General features: G+C 60.8%; 20 protein-coding genes. 14 read left to right on the forward strand and 6 right to left on the reverse strand.

What is annotated here, in order from left to right; genetic code table 11:
* Window positions 1–185: 185 nt before the first annotated feature.
* Entirely contained in the window at window positions 186–1,238 is a 1,053-nt protein-coding gene (locus tag AB6N07_RS17415) for a LacI family DNA-binding transcriptional regulator (protein WP_370674329.1), read from the reverse strand.
* 371 nt (window positions 1,239–1,609) lie between these two features.
* Here AB6N07_RS17415 and AB6N07_RS17420 point away from each other — a divergent pair, with 371 nt between their 5' ends.
* The 5 genes from AB6N07_RS17420 to AB6N07_RS17440 all read left to right on the forward strand — a co-directional run bounded on the left by AB6N07_RS17420 (window position 1,610) and on the right by AB6N07_RS17440 (window position 7,864).
* Entirely contained in the window at window positions 1,610–2,812 is a 1,203-nt protein-coding gene (locus tag AB6N07_RS17420) for an ABC transporter substrate-binding protein (protein ID WP_370678272.1), read from the forward strand.
* A 313-nt stretch (window positions 2,813–3,125) separates the two neighbouring features.
* A complete protein-coding gene (locus AB6N07_RS17425; protein WP_370674330.1) occupies window positions 3,126–4,043 on the forward strand; it encodes a carbohydrate ABC transporter permease in 918 nt (305 codons plus the stop codon).
* Window positions 4,043–4,873 carry a carbohydrate ABC transporter permease gene (locus AB6N07_RS17430; RefSeq protein ID WP_370674331.1) on the forward strand — a complete coding sequence of 277 codons (831 nt, stop codon included), beginning with the start codon at window positions 4,043–4,045 and terminating at the stop codon, window positions 4,871–4,873. The genes AB6N07_RS17425 and AB6N07_RS17430 overlap by 1 nt, the downstream gene beginning before the upstream one ends.
* Window positions 4,874–5,007: 134 nt before the next feature.
* Window positions 5,008–6,663 carry an alpha-glucosidase family protein gene (locus AB6N07_RS17435; protein ID WP_370678273.1) on the forward strand — a complete coding sequence of 552 codons (1,656 nt, stop codon included), beginning with the start codon at window positions 5,008–5,010 and terminating at the stop codon, window positions 6,661–6,663.
* Window positions 6,664–6,754: 91 nt separating this feature from the next.
* On the forward strand, window positions 6,755–7,864 hold the full coding sequence (locus AB6N07_RS17440) for an ABC transporter ATP-binding protein (protein ID WP_370674332.1): 1,110 nt from the start codon (window positions 6,755–6,757) through the stop codon (window positions 7,862–7,864).
* 139 nt (window positions 7,865–8,003) lie between these two features.
* Here AB6N07_RS17440 and AB6N07_RS17445 read toward each other — a convergent pair whose 3' ends face one another.
* The gene (locus tag AB6N07_RS17445; protein WP_370674333.1) at window positions 8,004–8,993 is read right to left on the reverse strand and encodes a transporter; all 990 of its coding nucleotides are present in this window, start codon (window positions 8,991–8,993) and stop codon (window positions 8,004–8,006) included.
* A 221-nt stretch (window positions 8,994–9,214) separates the two neighbouring features.
* Window positions 9,215–9,565, reverse strand: coding sequence for a RidA family protein (locus AB6N07_RS17450; RefSeq protein ID WP_370674334.1), 351 nt, complete (start codon window positions 9,563–9,565; stop codon window positions 9,215–9,217).
* 260 nt (window positions 9,566–9,825) lie between these two features.
* Between AB6N07_RS17450 and AB6N07_RS17455 the strand changes: the two genes are divergently transcribed.
* Entirely contained in the window at window positions 9,826–10,641 is an 816-nt protein-coding gene (locus AB6N07_RS17455) for a YdcF family protein (RefSeq protein WP_370674335.1), read from the forward strand.
* A gap of 310 nt (window positions 10,642–10,951) precedes the next feature.
* The gene (locus tag AB6N07_RS17460) at window positions 10,952–12,622 is read left to right on the forward strand and encodes an MFS transporter (protein WP_370674336.1); all 1,671 of its coding nucleotides are present in this window, start codon (window positions 10,952–10,954) and stop codon (window positions 12,620–12,622) included.
* A gap of 185 nt (window positions 12,623–12,807) precedes the next feature.
* Here AB6N07_RS17460 and AB6N07_RS17465 read toward each other — a convergent pair whose 3' ends face one another.
* The 3 genes from AB6N07_RS17465 to AB6N07_RS17475 are packed head-to-tail and all read right to left on the reverse strand — an operon-like array spanning window position 12,808 to window position 16,855.
* Window positions 12,808–14,475 carry a thiamine pyrophosphate-binding protein gene (locus AB6N07_RS17465; RefSeq protein ID WP_370674337.1) on the reverse strand — a complete coding sequence of 556 codons (1,668 nt, stop codon included), beginning with the start codon at window positions 14,473–14,475 and terminating at the stop codon, window positions 12,808–12,810.
* A gap of 57 nt (window positions 14,476–14,532) precedes the next feature.
* Entirely contained in the window at window positions 14,533–15,330 is a 798-nt protein-coding gene (gene dapB / locus AB6N07_RS17470; RefSeq protein ID WP_370674338.1) for a 4-hydroxy-tetrahydrodipicolinate reductase, read from the reverse strand.
* A 4-nt stretch (window positions 15,331–15,334) separates the two neighbouring features.
* The gene (locus AB6N07_RS17475) at window positions 15,335–16,855 is read right to left on the reverse strand and encodes an aldehyde dehydrogenase family protein (RefSeq protein ID WP_370674339.1); all 1,521 of its coding nucleotides are present in this window, start codon (window positions 16,853–16,855) and stop codon (window positions 15,335–15,337) included.
* A 142-nt stretch (window positions 16,856–16,997) separates the two neighbouring features.
* On the opposite strand from AB6N07_RS17475, the gene AB6N07_RS17480 reads away from it, so the two are divergent.
* From AB6N07_RS17480 to AB6N07_RS17510, 7 genes are all read left to right on the forward strand, one after another.
* Window positions 16,998–17,912 carry a LysR family transcriptional regulator gene (locus AB6N07_RS17480; RefSeq protein WP_370674340.1) on the forward strand — a complete coding sequence of 305 codons (915 nt, stop codon included), beginning with the start codon at window positions 16,998–17,000 and terminating at the stop codon, window positions 17,910–17,912.
* 221 nt (window positions 17,913–18,133) lie between these two features.
* Complete coding sequence (locus AB6N07_RS17485) at window positions 18,134–19,024, forward strand: hypothetical protein (RefSeq protein ID WP_370674341.1); 891 nt, start codon at window positions 18,134–18,136, stop codon at window positions 19,022–19,024.
* Between the two features lie 534 nt (window positions 19,025–19,558).
* Complete coding sequence (locus AB6N07_RS17490; protein ID WP_370674342.1) at window positions 19,559–20,710, forward strand: hypothetical protein; 1,152 nt, start codon at window positions 19,559–19,561, stop codon at window positions 20,708–20,710.
* A gap of 50 nt (window positions 20,711–20,760) precedes the next feature.
* Window positions 20,761–21,408: a TerD family protein gene (locus AB6N07_RS17495; RefSeq protein ID WP_370674343.1), complete on the forward strand. Its 648-nt coding sequence runs from the start codon at window positions 20,761–20,763 to the stop codon at window positions 21,406–21,408.
* Window positions 21,409–21,410: 2 nt separating this feature from the next.
* A complete protein-coding gene (locus tag AB6N07_RS17500; RefSeq protein ID WP_370674344.1) occupies window positions 21,411–22,487 on the forward strand; it encodes a hypothetical protein in 1,077 nt (358 codons plus the stop codon).
* A gap of 9 nt (window positions 22,488–22,496) precedes the next feature.
* Complete coding sequence (locus AB6N07_RS17505; RefSeq protein ID WP_370674345.1) at window positions 22,497–23,246, forward strand: VWA domain-containing protein; 750 nt, start codon at window positions 22,497–22,499, stop codon at window positions 23,244–23,246.
* Between the two features lie 224 nt (window positions 23,247–23,470).
* Entirely contained in the window at window positions 23,471–24,172 is a 702-nt protein-coding gene (locus tag AB6N07_RS17510; protein ID WP_370674346.1) for a glutathione S-transferase, read from the forward strand.
* Window positions 24,173–24,281 lie beyond the last annotated feature (109 nt).

Here is a 24,281-nt window from a genome sequence, read left to right on the forward strand (position 1 = left end):
CCGGTCACATGACTGGAGATACTGGCGAAGCGGTATCAAGCCTCCCTGATACCCTCAAGAAAGCGCGCACTCCCGCGAAAGGAGAAAAGAGAAAATCTTTCCGCCAAGAGCGTTTTGCTTTCGTTGAGTGCAAATTTCGGCCGATAATATCTATTATCTACTGTATTTGTATTCTAATTGTAATTTTAAGAGACTTCGGTATGCGCGCCGTTTAAAGGCCGCTCGGGGGCGGCGGCCGTCGATCCACGGACGATCAGTTGCACCGGCCACACCTCGGCCACTGTGCCCGGCTTTTGCCCGGCAACCCGGGCAAGCGCCATCTCGGCAACGCGGGCACCGGCAGCGCGGATCGAGGACCGCGTCGTCGTAAGTTGAGGGTGGAACTGCTCGGCAGGAAAGGCCGGCATCTCATCGTCGTGGGCGACGATCGACAGGTCGCGAGGCACTTCGAGACCAAGTTCGGCGGCGGCCCGCAGCACGCCGAGCGCCACCAGAATGGAGCCGCATAGGATAGCTGTCGGCCGCGCGTCGCTTTCCAGCGCTTGGCGGGCGCAGCGATAGGCGTTCTCGGCCGTCATCGGCATGAAATACTCGTTGAGCAGACTCCCAGGCAACCCGGCGGCGGCAAAAGCGACGGCAGCGCCCCGCGAGCGATCCTGTGCAAAAGTGAAGTGCTCCTCGCCGTTCATCAACATAATGCGGCGGTGGCCAAGTTGGATCAGGAAGCTGGTCGCCTGCTGGAAAGCGCCGAAGTTGTCGATGTCGATAAAGGAGATACCCACAGGCTCGGGAGGGCGACCGTGCACGACGAAGGGAAATTTCAACTCGCTGAGCAGGGCAATGCGCGCGTCGATAACCTGCGGCGCCGACAGGATGACAACATCGACCGTGCCATCGCGGGCCAATCGGCCGAAGCTGGCGATCTCATCACGGGGCGTCGACGGGCTGATGAGAATATCAAACCCTTCTTTGGCGCTGGTCTCGGCGACACCAGCGAGATATTCGACGAAAAGCGGATCCATGAACGCGTTTCGCTCGGCATTGAATACGACGCCCAAAGCGTGAGCACGTCCCGTTGCCAGCCGTCGGGCTGCCGGGCTCGGCCGATATCCGAAACGTTGCGCAGCGGCGAGCACAATTTCGCGCGTTTTTTCGCTGACCTCTGGATATCCGTTGAGCGCGCGGCTGACGGTGGTCTGCGAGAGATGCAACTCGGCAGCCAATTCCTTAAGATTCATTGTCATTTTTTCCGTCGTCATCGGAAGCCGCCTCACTCTTCCCCCAGAAGCCGGGAGCCAGCGCCGATGAGCGAGCCTTACCATTTGTCGCGATACTGTTAAACCCATTGGCTCCTGCTCAAAGGATTAGCACGGCAAGAATTGGCAGCCGGGGCGCCTAAATCCTCCCTGCAAACGGTTACATTGACCTGTTGACAGGGGCTCGGCTTTCAAGGATGATCCTATCGTTCAAAGCGCTTTGGAGGTTTCGGGCGCTTCGTACCCAGTTGCGGCATTCGGGAGAAGTGCCGCATTCAAGGGAGGACTCGATGTTTCATTCAGCCCTGCGTGCCGGTCTTTTTGCCGGCGCGGTTTTCTGCGCATCCGCCACGATGGCAGCAGAGCTTGCGGTCGTGTCCGGTGATACCGGCAACGGACTGGCTTTCCTGCAGAGCCAGCTCAAGGAGTTCGAAGCCAAGACCGGCAACACGGTCAAGATCGTGCCGATGCCGTCGTCCACCACCGACCAGTTCGGCCAGTATCGGCTATGGCTGGCCGCCGGTAACGCCGACATCGATGTCTACCAGACCGACGTCATCTGGGCGCCGCAGCTGTCGGATCAGTTCCTCGACCTGACGGATGCCGCCAAGGATGTGGTCAAGGACCATTTCCCCTCGATCATCGAGTCGCAGACGGCCAATGGCAAGTTGGTTGCGATTCCGGCATTTACCGACGCGCCGGCTCTGTTCTATCGCAAGGATCTGCTCGAAAAATATGGCAAGCCGGTTCCCAAGACCTGGGATGAGATGGCCGCCACGGCCAAGGAAATCCAGGACAAGGAACGGGCGGCCGGCGCCAAGGACATGTGGGGCCTTGTCTTCCAGGGCAATGCCTACGAGGGCCTGACCTGCAACGCATTGGAGTGGGTGAAGTCGTTCGGCGGCGGCCAGATCGTCGAGGCCAACGGCGACATCTCCATCAACAATGAAAAGGCTGCCAAGGCCCTTGATACGGTCAAGGGCTGGGTTGGCACCATTTCGCCTCCCGGCGTGCTTGCTTATCAAGAGGAAGAAGCACGCGGCGTCTGGCAGACTGGAAACGCCGTCTTCATGCGCAACTGGCCCTATGCCTATGCGCTCGGCAACGGTGAGGACAGCGCCGTGAAGGGCAAATTTGGCGTATCGCCCCTGCCGGCTGCGACGGCGGGTGACAAACCGGCGGCAACGCTGGGTGGCTGGAACTTCGCGGTATCCAAATATTCCAAGAACCCGGATGAGGCGATCAAGCTCGCTCTGTTCCTTGGCTCCAAGGAGGTTCAGAAGAACCGGGCCATCGACCAGACCAACTTGCCGACGATCGTGTCCCTCTACGATGACCCCGACGTGGCCAAGGCCGCGCCGATCATTCCGCAGTGGAAAGACGTGTTCATGAACGCCGTGCCGCGTCCGTCGGCGCCGACCAAGGTCAAATACAACGAGGTGTCCTCGTTGTTCTGGTCCGCCGTTCACGACACGTTGTCGGGCAATGGTGCCGCCGCCGATAACCTCGAAATGCTTGAGGCCAAGCTAACCGAGCTCAAGGGCGCCGGCTGGTAAGCCTTTGGTTCGCCAGTCGCCCGGCGTCACTCTCTAGAAGAACGGGCGGCTGGCTTCTTCCGGTGCGGTTCTATCGCGCCAGTCTGGACATATTTTCGACCGAGCCGCCAATCAGCCCGTTCCGCACAACTTCAGTCGTGAGGGTGGCTGTCGGAGATTCCGGTGTCCCCTGATCGTGCCCGCGACCGGTACCGCCGAGGCAGATCGACGCCCTTCGCACTCCATCGCAGGAATTGCCATGGCCTCCACACAATCTACCATCCGGATCGTGCCAACCGGACCCGGGCGTCCAAAGCGAGTCAAATCCGAACTGATGCGCCAGCGCCTGAGGGCAGCCGGTTGGTTTCTGGTGCCCATGTTGGTCGCGCTTGCCATTGTCGCCGGATGGCCGCTTCTCAGGACGATCTACTTTTCGTTCACCAACGCATCGCTCACCAACATTAGCGGCGCCGAGTTGGTCGGCTTCAAGAATTACCTGAACTGGACGGTACTAAAGAGCGGCCGGGTCATGTGGTCAGGGCTGCTCGCCGATCCCGTCTGGTGGAATGCGGTCTGGAATACGGTTCGCTTTGCTGTCCTTTCGGTCACACTCGAAACCATTCTTGGCACCGTCGTCGCACTCGTTCTCAATGCTGAATTCAAGGGGCGTGGCCTCGTGCGCGCCGCCATCCTCATTCCCTGGGCGATACCGACCATCGTTTCCGCTCGGATGTGGAGCTGGATGCTGAACGACCAGTTCGGAATCATCAACGATCTGCTGATGATGCTGGGTCTCATCGACCATAAGATTGCCTGGACCGCCTCCTCGGATACGGCGATGATCGCCGTGCTGATCGTTGACGTCTGGAAGACGACGCCCTTCATGGCGCTCCTCATCCTCGCCGGCCTGCAAATGATTCCGCGCGACATCTATGAGGCGGCGGCCATCGATGGCGTTCACCCGGTCAAGACTTTCTGGAAGGTGACGCTCCCCTTGGTGCGCCCGGCGCTGATGGTGGCGGTGATCTTCCGCCTGCTCGACGCCATGCGCATTTTTGATCTGATCTACGTGCTGACACCCAACAGCGCTCAGACCAAGACCATTTCGGTGCTGGCGCGCGAGAACCTGATCGACTTCGACAAGTTTGCCTACGGTTCGGCACAGTCGACCATGCTGTTCCTGATTATCGCCCTGATGACCATCCTCTACATTTGGCTCGGCAAGGTGCGCTTCGACGGAGGAGACCGGTGATGCTCTGGAGCTATGCAAAGACCACCGCCTTCTACGCGCTCGTGGCCGTTATCGTCATCGTCTCGATCTTTCCCTTCTATTACGCGATCCTGACGAGCTTCAAATCGGGAACGGCGTTATTCGAGGTCAACTACTTTCCGGTCCACTTCAGCCTCGACAATTATATCTCGGTGCTGACCGCCGGCGTGTTCCTACGCAACCTCGGTAACTCGATCTTTGTAGCAACGTCGGTGGTGGGGTTGGCGCTGTTCCTCGCAGTGACCGCGGCCTTTGCCCTCGCCCGCGTCAGTTTCCGCGGCCGCGGTCTCCTGCTGATGACAATCCTTGCCGTGTCGATGTTCCCGCAGATCGCGGTGCTGGCCGGCCTGTTCGAGCTGGTGCGCGCCTTTGGTCTCTTCAACACGCCCTTCGCCCTGATCTTTTCCTATACGATCTTCACCCTGCCCTTCACGGTCTGGGTACTCACCACCTTCATGCGGGATCTGCCGATGGAGATCGAGGAAGCAGCGATCGTCGACGGTGCCACCCCGTGGGTCATCATCACTAAAGTCTTCATGCCGTTGATGTGGCCGGCACTGGTGACGACAGGTCTGCTGGCTTTCATCGCCGCCTGGAACGAGTTCCTGTTCGCCCTGACCTTCACCTCCTCCAACGAGACGCGCACGGTACCGGTTGCCATCGCGCTCCTGTCGGGCGCAAGCCAGTACGAAATACCCTGGGGGCGCATCATGGCTGCCTCGGTCATCGTTACCGTGCCCCTCGTCGTCCTCGTGCTGGTCTTCCAACGCAAGATCGTGCAGGGACTCACGGCCGGCGGCGTCAAGGGCTAGAAGGAGATCGCCCCTACAAACGGCGACAAAGCGGTGCACCCGCTTTGTGCCTACAGCGTTGCCCGGACAAAATGGATTGTGCCGACGCCCTCCCCGCCGGCATCGACGAAGAGAAAGACCAGTTGACGATGACTATGCCTGACCAAGCCACCGCACGTGCCAACCGAGCCGCCGATCCCGATTGGTGGCGTGGATCGGTGATCTACCAGATCTATCCACGCTCGTTCCAGGACTCCAATGGCGACGGGATAGGCGACCTTGCAGGCGTCACCGCTCGTCTCGGCTATCTCGAGGATCTTGGCGTCGATGCCATCTGGCTGTCACCCTTCTTCAAATCTCCGATGAAGGACTTCGGCTACGACGTTTCCGACTATTGCGATATCGACCCCATCTTTGGCACGCTCGACGACTTCAGAACAATGGTCAACGAGGCGCATCGGCGTGGCATCAAGGTGATTATCGACCAGGTGCTGAGCCACACCTCCGACCTGCACCCCTGGTTTTCGGAAAGCCGACTCGATCAGATCAATCCCAAGGCGGATTGGTACGTCTGGGCGGATTCTCAGCCGGACGGTACGCCACCCAACAATTGGCTGTCGGTATTCGGCGGCTCGGCTTGGGAATGGGATACCCGCCGCTGCCAGTATTATCTGCACAACTTCCTGACCAGCCAACCCGATCTCAATTTCCATACCCAGGCGGTACAGGACGCATTGCTCGATGTGCTGAAGTTCTGGCTCGACCTCGGCGTCGACGGCTTTCGGCTCGACACAGTGAACTTCTATTTTCACGACGAGGAACTGCGGCCCAACCCGCCACAAACGCGGCCGGTTGACGCCATCGACGCACCGCGGGTCAATCCCTATCTTCGGCAGGACCATATCTACGACAAGAGCCAGCCGGAGAACCTCGAATTCCTGAAGCGGATGCGCAAGCTGCTCGACCAGTATCCCGGTTCCACCATGGTGGGCGAGATTGGAGACGGCGACCGCTCACTCAAGACGATGGTTGCCTACACCTCGGGTGGCGACAAGCTGCACATGAGCTACACTTTTGACCTTCTGGGCGGCGAGCCGACGCGGGCCTATGTCGAGAAGACGCTCAAGACTTTCGAGGCGCAAGCCGGCGATGCTTGGCCATGCTGGGCGCTGTCCAACCACGACGTCGTCCGATACGCGACGCGCTTCCTGCCCTTCGCGCAGAATCCGGCGCAGCAGGACAAACTCATGGCAGCCCTGCAACTCAGCCTGCGCGGCTCGGTCTGCATCTACGAAGGTGACGAACTGGGCCTTACCGAAGCCGATCTTGCCTTTGAGGATCTGGTCGATCCCTATGGCATCCGCTTCTGGCCGGAGTTCAAGGGACGCGACGGCTGCCGCACACCAATGGTCTGGGAAGCCGAGGCCGTGAATGCCGGCTTCTCCACTGCCAAGCCGTGGCTGCCGGTGCCGCAGGCCCACCTTGCCAAGGCTGCCGATCAGCAGGTCGGCAAGGCCGGAAGCCAATACGAGACCTACAAGGCGATGATCGCTTGGCGCAAGGCGAGCCTGGCGCTGTCAAAGGGATCGGTGCGGTTCCTTGCTTCAGAGGGCGATATTCTTGCCTTCTTGCGCGAGGCGGACGGCGAAAAGGTGCTCTGCGTCTTCAACTTCGGCTCCATGGGAGCGGGCTTTCAGGTACCGGAAGGCCATTCCGTAGCAGACATCGCAGACCTTGGCTTTGCATCAAGGGTCGCCGACGACATGGTCACGTTGCCCTCCGAAAGCGCCTTCATTGCCAAGCTGAAATGATCTGAAAGAAGATCGGCCGTTCCCCAGTGGAACGGCCGGCTCCATGAACCGGGTTTGGGAGAACCCTTCGGAATTGCGGGAGGAATTACGCATGTCAGCCGGACTGAAGCTCAAGCAAGTCAAGAAGGCCTATGGCGCGGTGCAGGTTCTGCACGGCATCGATCTCGACATCAAGTCCGGCGAGTTCCTTGTCTTTGTCGGCCCCTCCGGCTGCGGCAAATCAACGCTTCTGCGACTGATCGCCGGGCTGGAGGACATCACCGAGGGCACACTCGAGATCGGCGGCACCGTCGTCAATGCGCTGCCGCCGTCCAAGCGCGGTATTGCCATGGTGTTCCAGAGCTACGCGCTCTATCCGCACATGACCGTCTATGAAAACATGGCCTTCGGCCTGAAGCTTGCCAAGACATCGCCAAGCGAGCAGGAAAAGCGTGTCCGAGAAGCGGCGGACATGCTGCAGATCACGCCCTATCTCGACCGCCTTCCCAAGCAGCTTTCCGGTGGCCAGCGGCAGCGGGTCGCCATCGGCCGGGCTATCGTCCGCGATCCCAAGGTGTTCCTGTTCGACGAGCCCCTGTCCAACCTCGACGCGGCACTGCGCGTCGCCACGCGCCTTGAGATCGCCAAGCTGCACGAACGCATGGCCGACACCACGATGATCTACGTGACCCACGATCAAGTGGAAGCGATGACCCTCGCCGACCGCATCGTTGTTCTGAATTATGGCGTGGTCGAACAGGTCGGCACGCCGATGGAGCTGTACCACACGCCGGACAACCTCTTTGTTGCCCGCTTTATTGGTTCACCAGCGATGAATATCGTTTCGGCAACCATCACCAGCGCTGGCACGCCGGCAACGGTGCAGCCGGAAACAGGCAATCCGGTCATTGTCAACGCCTCGGTCCCCGCCACCTATGTCGATGCCAAAGCGACCTTCGGCGTGCGCCCGGAGGATCTCGTACCGACCGATGGGCCGGGACTGTTCACCGGCAAGGTATCAATCGTCGAAAAGCTCGGCGAGGTCACGCTGGTCTACCTCGACACCGGCCTTCCCGAACCGATCACGGTCAAGATCGATGGCGATGTGGATATTGCCAAGGGGGCAACGCTGACCGTGACGGCGCCGGCCGAGCGGCTGCATCTCTTCGACGAAAATGGCATGGCCTTCCCACGCATGGGACTTGCCCGCGCCGCCGAGTGAGCGACAGGCGACAGTCTTTTGGGAGTTTCCAGCGGATTCCATGTCTCTGGAAATTCTCTGTCTCAACGTTTGGCGCAATTCTCGACGCAAACCGCAAAACACTTTTGCTGGCAATGCCGAGGCGGCGGTCCTTTTGCTTTCAGAGAATGCCGACCTTCTTCAGGAACCACCAGGCGCCCCAGATGGACGCCCCACCAAGAAAAAACGCGACCAACGTACCGAAGTGCTCGCCGGCAAAAGGCAATCCGCCGGTGTTCATGCCGAAGAAGCCGGTCACCAGCGTCGGCGGCAGCAGGAAGGCCGTCATGATCGACAGTATGTAGAGATGGCGGTTGGTTTCCGACGAGATTTTGGAGTCGATTTCTTCATGCAGCAGGCGGGCTCGATCCTGCAGCCCCTGCATTTCCTGCGATGCCGAACCGAGCAGATCGGCGAGTGTTTCGGCCATCTCTACCGTGCCAGTCGGCAGCGGATCCCGCTCATCCCACCGCTGATAGCGGCGGAACAGAGCGACTGAGGCCCTGAGTTGGCGGTTCAACCGCACAACGGTGCGCCGAACCGGGCCGAGGCGGCGGCGCTCGTCGCGCGGCGCCGTCTCGAACACGTAATCCTCGATACGATCGAGTTCGTCGCCCATCTCGAGAATGAGAGTGTCGATCACCTTCTCAAACTCGGTCACGACCGCGGCAAACACCCCGACCGTTCCATGAATGGCAAATCCACGGTCGACGGCAAGCCGGGCCGCTTCCACGCAGCGCAGAGGATGCAGCCTGGCCGTGACAATCAACCGTTCGGACGCCGCGAAGCGAAACCAACCGATATCATTGGTCTCGTAATCGAAAGCGCGTTCGATATCCGTGAATACGCCGTGCAGCACACCGTCGTCGGACGCAAGCACCACATGATTATCGCGGTCGGTCAGCGTTGCCTGTGCCTCGTCGGGAAGATCGGCAAAGCCTTCGAGAAACTTTGGCACGCGCGCATCGCTGAGGGCCAGATGCAGCCAGACGAAGCCCTCGTCGACGATCAGATCCTCACGCGGCGTGGTTGGCGGCAAGGGATGGCCGACGCCGGTCACGGCGTCAAAACGATAGGCCCAGACGAAGCCAGGAATCTCAGTGTTGAGCAAGGGCCAGACACTCCGGACAGGCGCGGCAAACCGCGATTTTCCTGATACCACGCGGGAGTGACACTCTTCCACTCCGACCGCAGTTTCTGGAGCGTTCACAGAGCCGATCGAAACGATCGGTCGATGAGAACGCTCCAAACTGCTTTAGCCGGACATCCTTGATCAGGCTCGTCGAGCCGGATCAAGGAAAGCCCGAAATAATCGGAGCGGCCGGCGCCGGATCAATCCGGAAGGGCGGCGGTGATGATGAACTCGACCTTATATTCCGGCGCGGCCAGCTTGGCCTCACCGGTGGCGCGAGCCGGAGTGTTGCCGGGAGCGACCCAAGCTTCCCACACTTCGTTCATGGCAGCGAAGTCGGCCATGTCGGCGAGCCAGACGATGGCCTGCAGTATGCGCGTCTTGTCAGTACCGGCAACGGCGAGCAGGCGGTCGACCTCGGCGAGCGCCTCGGCGGCCTGCGATTTGACGTCGCCCTTTGGCGAGCCGATCTGGCCAGCGAGATAGACGGTCTTGTTGTGGACGACGGCGTTGCTCATGCGCTTGCCGGGCTCGATGCGAGTGATCGCCATGATGGGACTCTCCGGTTCCTTCAGCGGGCGGCCCATCCGCCCGCGGGACTGACCGTTGCCTATCTTCTCGGCAGATTGCCCGCAACAGGAAAACAAGCATAGGTCTGGCGATACAGACGGGCGCCTATACGGCTGGATCGATTAGGGTCGGTTGATCCATCACAATGAGCGCTGCCACGGATAGGCCGCTGTCATCGTGGATCGTACAAGTTGTGACAGCCCGTCACCTCCCTCGACGGCGGCACACGGAAAAGCTTCTCATGTCCTTCTTCGGTCCCTACGGTCCGCTCGACACCGACGATATCGTGGCGCTCAACGCCGTCGCCCACTTTCTGGCGCTCGACGACCTCAGCGACAAGGGCCTGCACAATACGCCCGTATTCGATCTTGTCGTGTTAGCCGGTAACGCGCTGCTGTGGACGCTGGAGGGCGCGGTGAAGAAGGCCAGGACAACCGGTGCGCCACTGTTGATTTCCGGCGGTATTGGTCATTCGACCCCGCTGCTGGCCGCAGCCGTCGACGCCCACCCGGTTTACCGCAAGGCGCTGGCCGGCCAAACATCCGAAGCCCGCCTGCTCGGCGACATCGCTGCGATGTTCCTCGGCCTCGATCAGTCGCGGTTGCTGCTGGAGGATGCCTCGACAAATTGCGGTGAGAACGGCCTTTTCAGCCGACGCTTTCTCGACAGCATCGGCTTTGCACCGACGTCGATGCTGCTCGTGCAGGATCCGCTGATGCAACGGCGCACCGACGCCTCGTTCCGACAGGCCTGGGCGGATGCGGCATGTCCGGCAATCACCAACTGGCCAGTGCAGGTGCCGCGCGTCGGTTACCGCAACAATCGAATCGACTTTCTCCAGAGCCCGAATAGCCGCAAGTGGACGCCGGAGCGCTTCCTTTCACTGCTGGCTGGGGAAATCCAACGTCTTACCGACGACCAAAACGGCTATGGGCCGCGCGGCAAGGGCTTCCTGCCGCACGTCGACATCCCTGACGACGTGGAAGCCGCGTGGCGCCACATCATGCGATCGGGCAAGTTCGACTCCTCAGCGCTTAGGCGTACGCCTGGCGGTTAGTTGAGCACATTCGACATTTGGGGCTCGATCGACATGCGTCATCAGTTCAAATGTCGGGTTCGCAATATCCAATGAAAACAATAGATTGCTAGCGGATGCGAATGTCGAAGCAGTGAGAGCCGCCAGATCAGTCTGCGGCGTTTCCGCTAAGCACATCGTTTGTAGACTAAAGATTCCGCCATCGGTATCTTCACGCACAACTCCCGCATACGTAGTATTACGTTCCGCTCTCGAGTCCGGGTGGAGCCGGCGATCGAATTCGATCGACGGACGGACCAGGGGAAAGCGTCAAGTTCTGGGAGGAGCTCCGATGACAGATGTCACCGTCGACCCGACGAAGTCACCCTTATCAACATCGATGACTAAGGAGGAGCGGCGCGTCATCTTCGCCTCGTCGCTCGGCACCGTTTTTGAGTGGTATGACTTCTATCTTTATGGTTCCCTGTCGGCGGTTATCGCCGCCCAATTCTTTTCCGGCGTCAATCCGACGGCCGGCTTCATCTTCGCCCTGCTCGCCTTTGCCGCCGGCTTTGCAGTGCGACCATTTGGCGCCCTGGTATTCGGCCGGCTCGGCGACATGATCGGTCGCAAGTACACCTTCCTCGTCACTATCCTGATCATGGGGGCGTCGACCTTCATTGTCGGCATTCTTCCCAATTATGCCGCCATCGGCATGGTTGCGCCGGTAATCTTGATCCTGCTGCGCCTCCTGCAGGGCCTGGCGCTTGGTGGCGAATATGGCGGCGCGGCAACTTATGTCGCCGAACACTCGCCCGATCATCGCCGCGGCGCCTATACCTCATGGATCCAGACGACGGCGACGCTCGGCCTGTTCATGTCGCTTCTGGTCATCCTCGGCTGTCGCGCGGCGATGTCCGCTGACGACTTCAACGCCTGGGGCTGGCGCATTCCCTTCTTGGTGTCGATCCTGCTGTTGGCGATCTCCGTCTGGATCCGCATGAAGCTCAGCGAAAGCCCTGCCTTCCAACGCATGCAGTCCGAGGGCAAAACCTCCAAGGCGCCGCTCACCGAGGCTTTCGGTCGCTGGAAGAACCTCAAGGTCGTTCTGCTTGCCCTGTTCGGTCTCGTCGCCGGTCAGGCGGTGGTCTGGTACACAGGCCAATTCTACGCACTGTTCTTCCTGACCCAAACGCTGAAAGTAGAGGCCCAGACCGCCAATCTCCTGATCGCCGCCTCTTTGCTGATTGCCACACCCTTCTTCGTGATCTTCGGCTCGTTGTCGGACAGGATCGGCCGCAAGCCGATCATCATGTTGGGTCTGCTACTTGCCTGCCTCACCTATTTCCCGATTTTCAAGGGTATCACCCACTATGCCAACCCGGCGCTCGAGCAGGCCGTCGCCAGTTCTCCGGTAACCGTCGTCGCCGATCCGAACGAGTGCTCATTCCAGTTCAACCCGGTGGGTACATCGAAATTCACCACCTCCTGCGACGTCGCTAAAGCGGCTCTGGTCAAGGCTGGCGTGCCTTATGAGAACGAGACGGCGGCGGCCGGTACGCCAGCGACCGTGAAGATCGGCGCCACCGCGGTCGCTTTCGGAACCGCGGCCGGTGCCGACGGCTCGACGCCGGCACAGGTGTTCACTAAGTCGCTGACCGACGCCATCACCGCCGCCGGCTACCCGGCCAAAGCCGATCCGGCGCGGATCAACCTCGTCATGGTGACGCTGCTGCTTTTCGTGCTGGTGCTCTACGTGACCATGGTCTACGGGCCGATCGCCGCGATCCTGGTGGAGATGTTCCCAACGCGCATCCGCTACAGCTCGATGTCGCTGCCCTACCACATCGGTAACGGTTGGTTCGGCGGCTTCTTGCCGACCACCGCCTTCGCCATGGTGGCGGCCACCGGCGATATCTACTACGGCCTCTGGTACCCAATCGTCGTGGCAGCGATCACGCTGGTGATCGGCATGCTGTTCGTCCGGGAGACCAAGGACAACGACATCCACGCCGATTACTGATCGGCAAGAGATCAGAACGAGGGGCCCGGCCAATATCAAGGCCGGGCCTTTTCATTTTGCTCATACCAATTCGCGAAGATGCTGACGCATCCGCTCATTGAAACATTGTCGATTTCTCATTTGCATCAGTGGCATGCGAAATCGACAAGCAGAATACCAATAGTCATTTTCAATGCATCTTGGTATCAGGCGCGGCCGGCGAACTGGTCGAGCGTTTTCGCCGGAGTCACCGCTTGCGGATCGAGGAAGCAATGGACGATCGCCGGCTTGCCGGAGGCCATTGCCCGCTCGAAGGCCGGCGCAAATTCGGCCGTGGTCCGTACCGTCTCGCCATGCCCACCGTAAGCGCGCGCCAGCGCCGCGAAATCAGGATTCTTCAGCGAGGTGGCCGAGACGCGGCCCGGATATTCGCGCTCCTGATGCATGCGGATGGTGCCGTACATGGCGTTATCAACGACGATCACCACCACCGGAATATCGTATTGCACCGCAGTTGCAAATTCTTGCCCGTTCATCAGGAAGCAACCATCGCCGGCAAAGACCACGACCGGCCGCTCGGGAAATTGCCGCTTGGCCATGACGCCGGCCGGTACGGAGTAGCCAACCGATCCCGAGGTTGGCGCCAACTGGCCGGTGAAGCTGCGATAGCGCCAGTAGCGATGCACCCAGATGGCGTAATTGCCGGCACCGTTGGCGATGATCGTATCGGGCGGCAAGTGCTCCCGTAACCAGACCATGGCCTCGCCATACTGGAACTCGCCCGGCAGCACGGTGGGCTTATCGGTCCAGGCGAGGAAGTCGGCGCGGGCCGTCTTCGTCTCGGCAGACCAGCGGATCTCGACCGGTGGGTGCACGGTGGACAAAGCCGAGGCGAAGGCGTGCGGACTGGCGACGATACCGAGCGCCGGCTGATAGACGCGGCCGATCTCCTCCGGATCGGGGTAGACGTGGATCAGCGTCTGCTTTGGCTGGGGAATATCGAGCAGCGTGTAGGACGAGGACGGCGACTCCGACAGTCGGCCGCCGATGACGAGCAACACATCCGCCTCACGAATGCGCGCGGCAAGTTTCGGGTTGGGACCAAGGCCAAGGTCGCCGGCATAGTTGGGATGATCGGCGGGGAACAGCGAGGCCCGGCGGAAGCTGGTCACCACTGGCAAGTCGAAGCGCTCGGCAAAGCGGATCACCTCGCGCCGCGCCCGCTCGCTCCAACGTGACCCGCCGAGGACGACCAACGGTCGCTTTGCCTCCCAGATAAGCTTCTGCAACCGGGCAAGGTCGGCAAGGCCTGGCCATATCTCGACCGGTTCGACGACTGGCGCGTCGGCGACCTCGGCGGTCTCGGTCAGCATGTCCTCGGGTAATGACACCACCACCGGTCCCGGACGGCCCTGCATGGCAACGCGGAAGGCGCGGGCGACAAGCTCGGGGATGCGCTGGGGGTCGTCGATTTCCACAACCCACTTGGCGATGGAGCCAAACACCGCCTTGTAGTCCATCTCCTGGAAACAACCGCGTTCCAACATGCCGCGCTCGGCCTGACCGACAAACAGGATCAGCGGTGTCGAGTCATGCTCGGCAATGTGCAGCCCCGGCGCGGCGTTGGTGGCGCCTGGCGCCCGCGTCACAAAGCAGATGCCGGGCTTACCGGTGAGCTTGCCATAGGCCTCGGCCATCATGGTGGCTCCGGCCTCATTGCGGCAAACCAGAACGTCGATCGGACTGCCGTGCAGTGCATCGAGAGCGGCGAGGTAGGATTCGCCGGGTACGCAAGTGAGCCGCTCGACGCCTTGCTTGACGAGTTGATCGATCAAGATCTGGCCGCCGGTGCGGGAGGAGATAGAGGGGGACAAGTTAGGTAACTCCCAAGACAATGCGGTCAGAGCTCAACCAGAGCACCAAGAAAAGCGTCAATCGATCAACAGGTCCAACCCTCGCCGAAGGCCCGCTTGCTCCCGCACGTGCCGTACGGCAAGCAGTGTTCCGGCGACATAGGGCGCGGCGTCGGAGCCGGCATCATGGCGTATGAGAAGCCGCTCGCCCGGCGCACCGAATTGTGCCTCGCAGGAAAGGACGTAACCCGGAAGGCGCAGCGAGTGCACTTGCACCGCGCCGATTGCACCGCCACGCGTCTCACGGACGCCGCCGAGTTCGCTTACTGGCTTTGAAGTGGCCGGCTGTCGCACGGCAGAGAGCCGTTCGGCCAGCTCGCGCGCCGTGCCGGACGGCGTGTCCGGCTTGCCGGCCGAGGCGTAGTCGATGACCTCGACGTCAGCGACGTATTTGGCCGCCATTAGAGCGAACTTGGTCATCAGCGTAGCGGTGATCGAATAGTTACCGGCGGCGAATACACCGATGTTCTTAGTCCGTGCCGCGGTGTCGATTTCCGCATAGTCGTCAGCTGAAAGACCCGACGTGCCGATCACCACAGCTACGCCGGCTGAAATTGCCGCAAGCGCGTTGGCTTTCACGGCCAGCGGCGATGTGTAGTCGACAAGCACGTCGGCGCCAATTTTCAGCGCCTCCTCCACCGTGGCAACGACCATCACACCGACGGCACCACCCCCCAATGCCTCGCCGATGTCGCGACCGGCCGCCGAACGGGCAACGGCGCCGGTGAGAGCTAAATCATCGGCGGCGAGCACCGCCTTGGCCACGGCGCTCCCGGTCCAGCCGGTTGCCCCTGCGACAATAATGCGGATCGTCATCGCCTTACTCCACGTCGAAGCTGACGCCCTGCGCCAGCGGCAGGTCGCGACCGTAGTTGATGGTGTTGGTGGCACGCCGCATGTAGGCCTTCCAGGCGTCGGAGCCGGCCTCGCGGCCACCGCCGGTTTCCTTCTCGCCGCCGAAGGCACCGCCGATCTCGGCGCCGGACGGGCCGATGTTGACGTTGACGATGCCGCAATCCGAGCCCTTGGCCGACAGGAAGGTCTCGGCCTCACGCAGGTCGTTGGTGAAGATCGACGAAGAGAGACCCTGCGGCACCGCGTTGTGCGCTTCGAGCGCCGCGTCGAAGTCGGTGTAGCGCATGACATAGAGGATTGGCGCAAACGTCTCGGTCGCGACGACCTCGGTTTGTGCCGGCATCTCGACCAGCGCCGGCCTGACATAGAAAGCGTTGCTACCCAGTTCCTCGCGAGTGCGTTCGCCGCCGTGGAGGACAGCGCCGTCATCCCGTGCCCTCTGGAGCGATTGCTGCATGCGGTCATATGCGGCTTTGTCGATCAGCGGCCCGACCAGAGTACCAGCCTCGCGTGGATCGCCGATCGTCACTGAGGCATAGGCCTTCCTGAGGCGAGGCAGCAGGCTGTCGTAGACGCTGTCGTGCACGAACAGACGCCTGAGTGTGGTGCAGCGTTGGCCGGCGGTCCCCATAGCGGCGAAGGCAACCCCGCGCACCACAAGGTCAAGGTCGGCGCTCGGCGCGACGATGGCGCCGTTGTTGCCACCGAGTTCAAGAATGGCGCGGGCAAAGCGAGCGGCGAGACGCGGCGCCACGGCGCGTCCCATGGCCGTCGAGCCGGTGGCCGACACGGCCGCGACGCGGGTATCGTCGACCAGCGCTTCGCCAATCGCCCTACCACCGATGATCACAGCAGACAGGCCAGCCGGCGCTCCCGCCTTGGCGGCGGCCTTCTCGAACAGCGCCTGGGTGGCCAGCGCAGTGAGTGGCGTCTTTTCCGACGGCTTCCAAATGACAGTGTCGCCACAGACCAGTGCGATGGCGGCATTCCACGACCAGACGGCGACCGGGAAGTTAAAGGCCGAAATGATGCCGACGACACCAAGCGGGTGCCAAGTCTCCATCATGCGATGGCTCGGGCGCTCTGTCGCAACCGTGAGGCCGTAGAGCTGACGGGAGAGACCGACCGCGAAATCGCAGATGTCGATCATCTCCTGCACTTCGCCAAGACCTTCGGAGACGATCTTGCCGGCCTCGATGGTGACGAGCCGGCCGAGATCTACTTTGGCCGCTCTCAGCTCAAGACCGAACAGGCGGATCAACTCGCCGCGCTTGGGCGCCGGCACCAAGCGCCAAGTCCGGAAGGCGGCTTCCGCGGCGGCGATGGCGGCGTCGCAGTCGGCCTCGTCGGTCTCGCGCACCTCGGCTATCCGCTCGCCGGTGATGGGCGATGATACGGCAAGGCTGCCGCCCATATAGGTACCTTCGGCGACACCGAGGCGGGCGAGAAGATCGGCGGTTTCCCTGGCAAGACTGGAAGCGGACATCGGACACTCTCGTCGGCGGCGCCGGCCGGAGCACGGCGGCACGCTGGGCTTAACTGCTGATAGGTTATTGTCCCGAGCCCCCTACCCTGCAAACGATGATTTCTGGTAGGCTCATGAGAAAAACTCATGATCGGATCCACGAATGGCCCGCGATCTCCTGCCGTCGATCGGTGCGCTCGTTGCTTTCGAGAGCGCTGCCCGCCATCTCAGCTTCTCGCGCGCCGCCGCCGAACTGCACCTGACGCAAGGAGCTATCAGCCGGCAGGTCCGCGAGCTGGAAACCAGGCTCGGATTGCCGCTGTTCGAGCGGATCAATCAACGCGTTTTCCTCACCGATGCCGGCGAGGCCTATCGGTTGGAGGTCGCACGAATCCTCGCCGGTTTGGCAACGGCCACCGAGCGCACCATGGCCAGCGCCGGCGGCGCCGAGGTCATAAATCTGGGCGTACTGCCCACCTTCGCAGCGCGCTGGCTGGTCCCGCGCTTGCCGCTTTTTCTGTCCGACCATCCGCAGGTCACCGTCAACTTTACCGTCCGCAACGAGCCGTTCTCCTTCAACGACGTCCCGCTCGACGCCGCCATTCATTTTGGCGAACCGACTTGGCCAGGCGCGATCTGCGAATTCCTCTGCATCGAAGAGATCTATCCTGTGGCAGCGCCTGGCGTGCGTGACCGTTTTGGCCTCGGCGATCTTGCCGCCATTGCAAGAGCCCCACTTCTCCATCAATCGAGCCGCCCAACCGCTTGGGCCGACTGGCTCTCCGCCGAAGGCATTGCGACCACCGGCGCCTATCGCGGCTCGCGCTTCGACCAATTTTCAATGATCGCGGAAGCTGCTGTCGCCGGAATGGGCGTGGCGCTGATGCCGCGCTTCATGATCGAAACGGAATTATCGTCCGGACAGCTGGTGCTGCTGACCAAGCGACCGCTCGACGCCGGCAAGGCCTATTGGTTCGTCTATCCCGAAGCCAGGGTCCGCTCGCGGATCGTCCGCTCGTTCGGAGACTGGCTGAAGGCAGAGGCGGCGATGCCGTCCGCTACCTCAGCCTCGGAGTAAACCATCTCCTTACGCTCCAACCTACCCAGCAGCGAACTCAAGTTGCAGTAGCGGCGGAACCTTTTTCCATCAGCGACGCTTATTAGCCATGGTCTTTCCGTCGCAAAGTTCACTCGGTGCGAAACGCCCGGTATGGTGCGATCGTCGATCGCGGCGGCCGAGCTTGCGGCGGAAGGCCTCCGTGGATCTGGGCATTTCCCAATCGTCGACAGGAGAACACCATGGCTTCCGCTCTTCCCGCTTTCGATGATGCGCCACCCGTTGAATCTTCGTCCTCCGCCGTCAGCTGGAGCGCGATTATTGCCGGTGCCGTTTCAGCCGCCGCGCTCACCGTGGTGTTGATATTTTTGGGCTCCGGTCTTGGTCTAACGATGATTTCCCCGTGGGCCAATCAAGGAGCTGGCGTCACCACTTTTGCCGTTTCCGCCGCGATCTGGATGATCGTCGTGCAGTGGCTGTCGTCCGCTCTTGGGGGCTATATGACTGGGCGATTGCGCACCAAGTGGGTGGGTGTCCACACCGACGAGACCTTTTTCCGCGACACGGCGCACGGTCTCATGGCTTGGGCGCTGGCAACGCTGCTTGTGATCTGCATGGCAAGCTCCAGCCTGACCTCCGCGGTTGGAACCGGCGTGCAAGCCGCCTCCAATGTTGCCTCCGGCGCGGCCATGGGAGCCTCGGCTGGAACTGCCTCGAGCTCAAATGAGAATAGCGGCAGCGACGCCATGTCTTACTTCGTCGATACCCTATTCCGGCCGAACGATCCGACCCGCCTCGCCGCTCCGGGCGCCGAAGGCGATGCCGCCGTCACCGCGCAGGTCTCGCGCATCCTGATCGCCAGCGCCGCTGCCGGCGAAATGTCGCCTACCGACCGAACCTATCTCGGACAACTGGTAGCTGCACACACAGGCCTCCCTGAAGCCGATGCCACGGCCCGCGTCAATAGCGTGCTTGCACAGGTCAATGACGCCAAAGCGAAGGCCCAGGAGGCTGCCGACAAGGCTCGCAAGGCCGGCATTGCCTTCGCCCTGATGGCCGCGCTGTCACTGGTGATCGGCGCCTTCATTGCCAGCGCCGCCGCTGCTCTGGGCGGACGGCTGCGCGATGAGTAGAACGTAGAACCAACGGAATCGCCAGGAGTTGGCAGTGCTCGGTGCCGATCGAACGGTCGCCACCGAGCAGTATTTTCTGGATACCTCCAGGCGATCACCACGCCACAAAACACTGATAACATTAATACTTCACATTTGGCATAGACTTACCTCATCGGCCATCCCAAAATCCGCATAGACCGTCAAAGCCCATCTCATCATAAGAGGCTGTGACGCTGCTTCAGGGAATCTGTGGCTTGAGGCGATTGGCGCTTTTCGCTGGCGGCTTTCTTTTGCGCAGAAATGGCGTGCGCCCCGGTCGACCACGAAGTGGATTTGAGCCGCCTTCAGCATCCATTTACGCAGCAAGAGATTGAAAATCCCGCGGCACACAATTCACTTGCATTTGTGCTGGCTTCGTTCTCATATGGTGCCGCGATTGTGCTTCGAGAAGGTGACCCAGTCGAGTCACCGGCCATTTTTCATACTCGGCATGCTTGTGCCGCCGGGGGATGAAAGACAGGGCTTCGATGACACGGCGCGGGAGGACATTCGATGGAACCGACCACCACCCCCGTGACGATGCCGTCGGCGGAAGTTCTGCAAACACCGCTGAACACCGGAGCGATCGTTTTACGTCCAGGCCAAGTGCCGGATGTCAAAAAGGAATTGGCGCGCTTCGATTTTGAGAGCATGGCGGCAAGCGACGTGCTTCGCATAGGTCTAGACGCGGAACATGCGCTGCAAAGAACGCTGGACGGCTTTCTGGCGCGGCTCGACAAGAACACTGCTGCCAAGGTTTTCGCTCTGTTCGGCCAGCTTGAAAAGGGCATCGAAGACGCCAATCTGGCGGAAGTCCTTGATAAGATTCAAAACCCTGCGAAGCCGGGCTTCCTCGGTTCGCTTCTCAATCGCTTCAGAGGCCGACGCGCGGAGGAAATCGCCGAAGATCTGATGGTCAGCATTGGCGATCTCGTATCGGGCCGAACGAAGACATTGGCCGACGAAATGACGCGCCTTGAAAATGAGCTCGGTGGAGAGATGGGGAAACTCTTCTCCGAACTGCAGGTGCTCGACGAACTTAAACGGGCCTATTCCAAGCATTTTGGCGAATTCACAGTGGCGGCAGCAACGGCGCGTGCCCTGCAGGACAAAGCTCGGGTATATGTCGCCGAGGAAAAGGCCAATCTGAACGCGGCTGACCCGGTGGCGCAATCGCGTTTCATGGAACTCAGCGACAAGCTGCGCCTGCTCGAAAGTCGGGCACTCGCCCTTGAAGGCACCTACACGCGCTTGCCGGCCGACCAACTCGTCATTCAGCAGATCGAGCAGGCGGGGGTTGCCACGCTTCAGGAAACGGCCACCACAGTCTCCTCGCGCTTTGCTTCGATCAAGATGACATTGCTGTCGATCCACGGCGCCTTTGCGGTCAAAAATGTACAGCAGATCGCCGAGCGCCAAGCCAGGCTTGATGCGCAACTCACCGACCTGCGTAGCCGTGCGCTAAGGGACGTCGCCGTTAAGGCAGCGGAAGCGCCAGGCAACAACAGACTGGCTCAGACAAAGCAGATCGAACAGATCATCGCGACGACCAAGGAAATCCATGGTCTCGTCGCGGCTGCCACGGCGGCAACGGACGAAAAGTTTGAGGAAGCCCGCCGGCGCTTCGTCGCGGCACGCCAGGAACTGGCGTCGCTATCGGCCTAACTGCACCCCATCTGCCCTCTACTCTACACTGTAAAAGGAAGTCTCAGTCTATGCTGACGCTCAAGCTCGAAAAGCCCGGCGTCGCCGCGCCGAAGTTGCGGCTTTCACTCAATAAAGGTGCGCGCTTCAAGGTAACGGTCGAATGGCACTGTGACGCGGGCCATATCGATGACATCGATGTGCATGCCCTCGAAGCTCGCAACAGTGGGGCGGGCGCCAAGGTGGCGGAACTGGATAACGTACTGTCCACTTACAACACCACGCGGATGAATCCCGGCGGCGGCGCGCTCGCAACCAATCCGGACGGCTCTTTCCAGACGCCGAGCGGCGGCCTGACCCACAGCGGCGACAAGCGCGTCGAAAATAACAGCGAGACGGTTCTGATCGATGGAGCGCGACTCCCTCACGGCGTCAATGAGGTTCCGATCCTGGTTACGGTGCACGAGACCGATCATGGTCACGACGGAGGAGCCGGGGACGAGGAGGAAGCGGCTTTCGGCGACATCGAAGTCTGCACAATCACGCTGACCGATGAAAACGGGCGCGAGCTTGGCGCATACTCGCTGTCAGACGAATTCAAGGATTTCAACGTCGTCCAACTCGGCAGCGTTCTTCTGGGACCGAATGGTTGGGAGTATGCGGCGGTGGGTCGCGGCTTTGTCGGCAACTTCAACGACGTTCTCGCCTACTTCTCCTGATCATGACGTCCGAAGACGAGGCTCCATCCGACAAGAAGGAAAAGGAAAAGGACGCACCGGCTGGCGTGCGCCCGACCGTTATCGCAGAACTCCGTGCGCGCAAGGAACCGACTACCCCGAAGCCATCCCAGCCCGGCGTTCTTCGCCCCACGGTGATTGGCAGGGCTGAAGAACCGCGAGCTGCCAGATCGAAGCAAACAAAGTCTCGTCCTTCGACGCCCAACACTAATTTTGTCGTTGCTCCCACGGCAATCCCTGGAGATGAACGCAAGCGGATTGTAGTTGCCGCGGACGACTTGCGGGACCTGTCACCACAGGCAGGTTCGCATGTCATCGATCAGGCGCTTCGTATCATTGGATCATTTCCGGCAGAGAGTGCGAACGAGCGACAGATCGTGCTTTGGGGGCATGATGCCCAGCAGCGTTATGGCGGGCTGGTGTCGCGCGCAGTTGATCTATCGCAGGCGCAGGTGCTGGTCAGGACCGCCGGATATCTTCGCCGGATGGCCGAATTGCTCGGAGCGATCGACATTGAGGCAGCTTCCGGTGCCGGATCGGATGGTGGAATCCTGGTTCGGGCATTGCGGCGTGCGAATGCCAGGATCGACACGATCGAGGAATTGGAGCGCGCGCGCGTCGAGATCAACCAGCTCGTCGGGCTGACGGGTGCGGCGCTCGAAGAATTGCTCTCCCTTCGAGAGGCGTTGGGACGGCTCGACGATGAAATTGGCGAGACGGCAAATGCGATCGAAGCAGCGGCGTTAGCGGCGCAGTTTCTATCAAATTATTTCCTAGGCAAGCGAGAGGAGCTGTCGCGACGTTTCCTGGAACGTTCGATGAGCTTGACGCAAAGTCTGGCCCAGCTCCGCGGCAATGCGTCCGTTGCCTCCGTGCAAGCCGAGCAACCGCTTCGTCTCATCGCGGCTATTCAGAGCGTAGTGCTTGTCTCGCTTCCCGACCTTCTCAGCAGCTTTGCCGCTTTAAACACCCTGGCGCGGAGCGGCGGCCGGCCAACCCGTACGGAAGCCGGCGAAATAGCGTTCCGGCTGCGCGATGTTCTTCAGAATCTCAAGGCTTGAGGAGTTAATATGGTTCTGCAACTCAATCTCCAGAAGTCGGCGAAATCCTTGCGTCTTTCGCTCGACAAGGCCGGTGTGAGGCCGGATTTCAAAGCCGACTTGATCTTCGACTTGGATGTCTCCGGCTCTTTCGAGCACGAGCATGAGGAAGGGACCACCAGCAAGCTGATCGCGCGCTTGGTTCCCTATGGCATGGTGCTCGACCCCGACGGCCAGATGGACGTATTCACGTTCAGCCATGGCCAAGGGAGCGTGCATCATGTCGGCACAGTCACTCCGGACAATTGCGAGGACTATGTCATTCGCAACGTGTTCGGCATGGTACCGGGCTGGGGTGGTGGCACCACCTATAGCCATGTGCTTGAAGCCAATCTTCGTCACTTCGGTTGGTTGCCTATGGAAGCCGGTGGCTGGTTGAGCCGCTTCTTGTTTGGGGCATCGAAACCCGACCACAAAGAAAAGAAGCGCTCGATCATTATCTTCGTGACGGACGGCGAGAACGAACCTGCCGATCACGCTCGCGCAACACGCATTCTGGAGGAATCCCAAGAGCGCGGAGATCAGGTTTATTTCCTGTTTGTCGGCGCCTGCGAGCACGAAGGTGTGGACTTCGAATTCCTGCAAGAGATAGCCGGTCGATTCCGCAACACTGGGCTAGTCATCATCCGTGACCTCGACTCATTCGTCGATTTGTCGGACGAGCAACTGAACGAACGCCTGCTTGGCCCCGAATTGCTCGAATGGCTGAAGCGGGTTTGAGGCATCAGGCGAAAACTCGCCGGGCACGCTCGTTCGGCAAGCAATCGCCGGTGTTGGTATTCTTCACTCCCAATCACCGGACGTTCGGCAAGGAACCGCGCGCTTTTGCAGAGCTAAGCGACTAGACGCCATGGGCCGGTCATAAGCCGGCCTATAATGCCAATGGAAACCATACATAGCCGTAGACGTTGTTGGATGGCGATCGCTTGATGGGAGCCTAGACGATGTCCGATTATGATCTCTACTATTGGTCCGTTCCCTTCCGGGGGCAATTCGTGCGAGCCGTGCTTACCTACGCCGGAAAAAGCTGGACCGAAGGCGGCGATGCGGCGATTTCGGATTTGATGAGTGGACCGGTGAAGCGGATGCCGGTTCCTTTCATGGGGCCGCCTCTGCTCATCGACAAGAAGGCAGACTTTGCCATCGCTGAAATGCCGGCCATCGTCCTCTATCTTGGCGAGACGTTGGATCTTCTGCCAAACACCGCCGCACTCCGTGCCATGACCATGAAGGTCGTAAATGACGCCAATGACGTGATCGACGAAATCACCCTGGATGGCGGGCGCGAGATGTGGACGGAAAAGAGTTGGCGGGATTTTATTCCGCGTCTCAAGAAGTGGATGTCGCTTTGGGAGGAAACCGGCGTGCGCCACGGCCTGAAAGCGGATTCGGGATTTCTGCTCGGCGGCGAGAAACCGGGCATCGCCGACGTCGTGACCGCCACCCTTTGGTCGACCATGGCCGAGCGCTTCGACACGATCGGAAAGATCCTTGAAGAAAGCGCGCCTCTGACCGCAGATCTGACGCGGCGGGTTGCCGCCTTACCGTCCCTCAAGGCGTTGGCCGCTAAAGCGCGACAAGACTACGGCGATGCCTATTGTGGCGGCCAGATCGAGGCCTCTCTCCGGAAGGTTCTGAAGGCTTAGCCGTCTTGTCGGCGGCCCGAAGTTAGAGATGAAGTGCGAGGTCGGCCAAGCGGTCGTTCCCGCGCTCCTCTTAATCGGAAAGGCGCCGTCACCCTTTAGGAGCGTGCGC

The sequence above is a fragment of the Pleomorphomonas sp. PLEO genome, from assembly GCF_041320595.1.
Classification (GTDB): domain Bacteria; phylum Pseudomonadota; class Alphaproteobacteria; order Rhizobiales; family Pleomorphomonadaceae; genus Pleomorphomonas.

Excerpts from the sequence above, each read along its gene's own strand:
- AB6N07_RS17460 (WP_370674336.1), top strand. The coding sequence starts at position 10,952 with ATGACAGATGTCACCGTCGACCCGACGAAGTCACCCTTATCAACATCG.
- AB6N07_RS17455 (WP_370674335.1), top strand. The coding sequence starts at position 9,826 with ATGTCCTTCTTCGGTCCCTACGGTCCGCTCGACACCGACGATATCGTG.
- AB6N07_RS17435 (WP_370678273.1), top strand. The coding sequence starts at position 5,008 with ATGCCTGACCAAGCCACCGCACGTGCCAACCGAGCCGCCGATCCCGAT.
- AB6N07_RS17415 (WP_370674329.1), bottom strand. The coding sequence starts at position 1,238 with ATGAATCTTAAGGAATTGGCTGCCGAGTTGCATCTCTCGCAGACCACC.
- AB6N07_RS17485 (WP_370674341.1), top strand. The coding sequence starts at position 18,134 with ATGGCTTCCGCTCTTCCCGCTTTCGATGATGCGCCACCCGTTGAATCT.
- AB6N07_RS17430 (WP_370674331.1), top strand. The coding sequence starts at position 4,043 with ATGCTCTGGAGCTATGCAAAGACCACCGCCTTCTACGCGCTCGTGGCC.
- AB6N07_RS17475 (WP_370674339.1), bottom strand. The coding sequence starts at position 16,855 with ATGTCCGCTTCCAGTCTTGCCAGGGAAACCGCCGATCTTCTCGCCCGC.
- AB6N07_RS17480 (WP_370674340.1), top strand. The coding sequence starts at position 16,998 with ATGGCCCGCGATCTCCTGCCGTCGATCGGTGCGCTCGTTGCTTTCGAG.
- AB6N07_RS17420 (WP_370678272.1), top strand. The coding sequence starts at position 1,610 with ATGGCAGCAGAGCTTGCGGTCGTGTCCGGTGATACCGGCAACGGACTG.
- AB6N07_RS17490 (WP_370674342.1), top strand. The coding sequence starts at position 19,559 with ATGGAACCGACCACCACCCCCGTGACGATGCCGTCGGCGGAAGTTCTG.
- AB6N07_RS17505 (WP_370674345.1), top strand. The coding sequence starts at position 22,497 with ATGGTTCTGCAACTCAATCTCCAGAAGTCGGCGAAATCCTTGCGTCTT.
- AB6N07_RS17495 (WP_370674343.1), top strand. The coding sequence starts at position 20,761 with ATGCTGACGCTCAAGCTCGAAAAGCCCGGCGTCGCCGCGCCGAAGTTG.
- AB6N07_RS17425 (WP_370674330.1), top strand. The coding sequence starts at position 3,126 with ATGCGCCAGCGCCTGAGGGCAGCCGGTTGGTTTCTGGTGCCCATGTTG.
- dapB (WP_370674338.1), bottom strand. The coding sequence starts at position 15,330 with ATGACGATCCGCATTATTGTCGCAGGGGCAACCGGCTGGACCGGGAGC.
- AB6N07_RS17500 (WP_370674344.1), top strand. The coding sequence starts at position 21,411 with ATGACGTCCGAAGACGAGGCTCCATCCGACAAGAAGGAAAAGGAAAAG.
- AB6N07_RS17450 (WP_370674334.1), bottom strand. The coding sequence starts at position 9,565 with ATGGCGATCACTCGCATCGAGCCCGGCAAGCGCATGAGCAACGCCGTC.
- AB6N07_RS17510 (WP_370674346.1), top strand. The coding sequence starts at position 23,471 with ATGTCCGATTATGATCTCTACTATTGGTCCGTTCCCTTCCGGGGGCAA.
- AB6N07_RS17440 (WP_370674332.1), top strand. The coding sequence starts at position 6,755 with ATGTCAGCCGGACTGAAGCTCAAGCAAGTCAAGAAGGCCTATGGCGCG.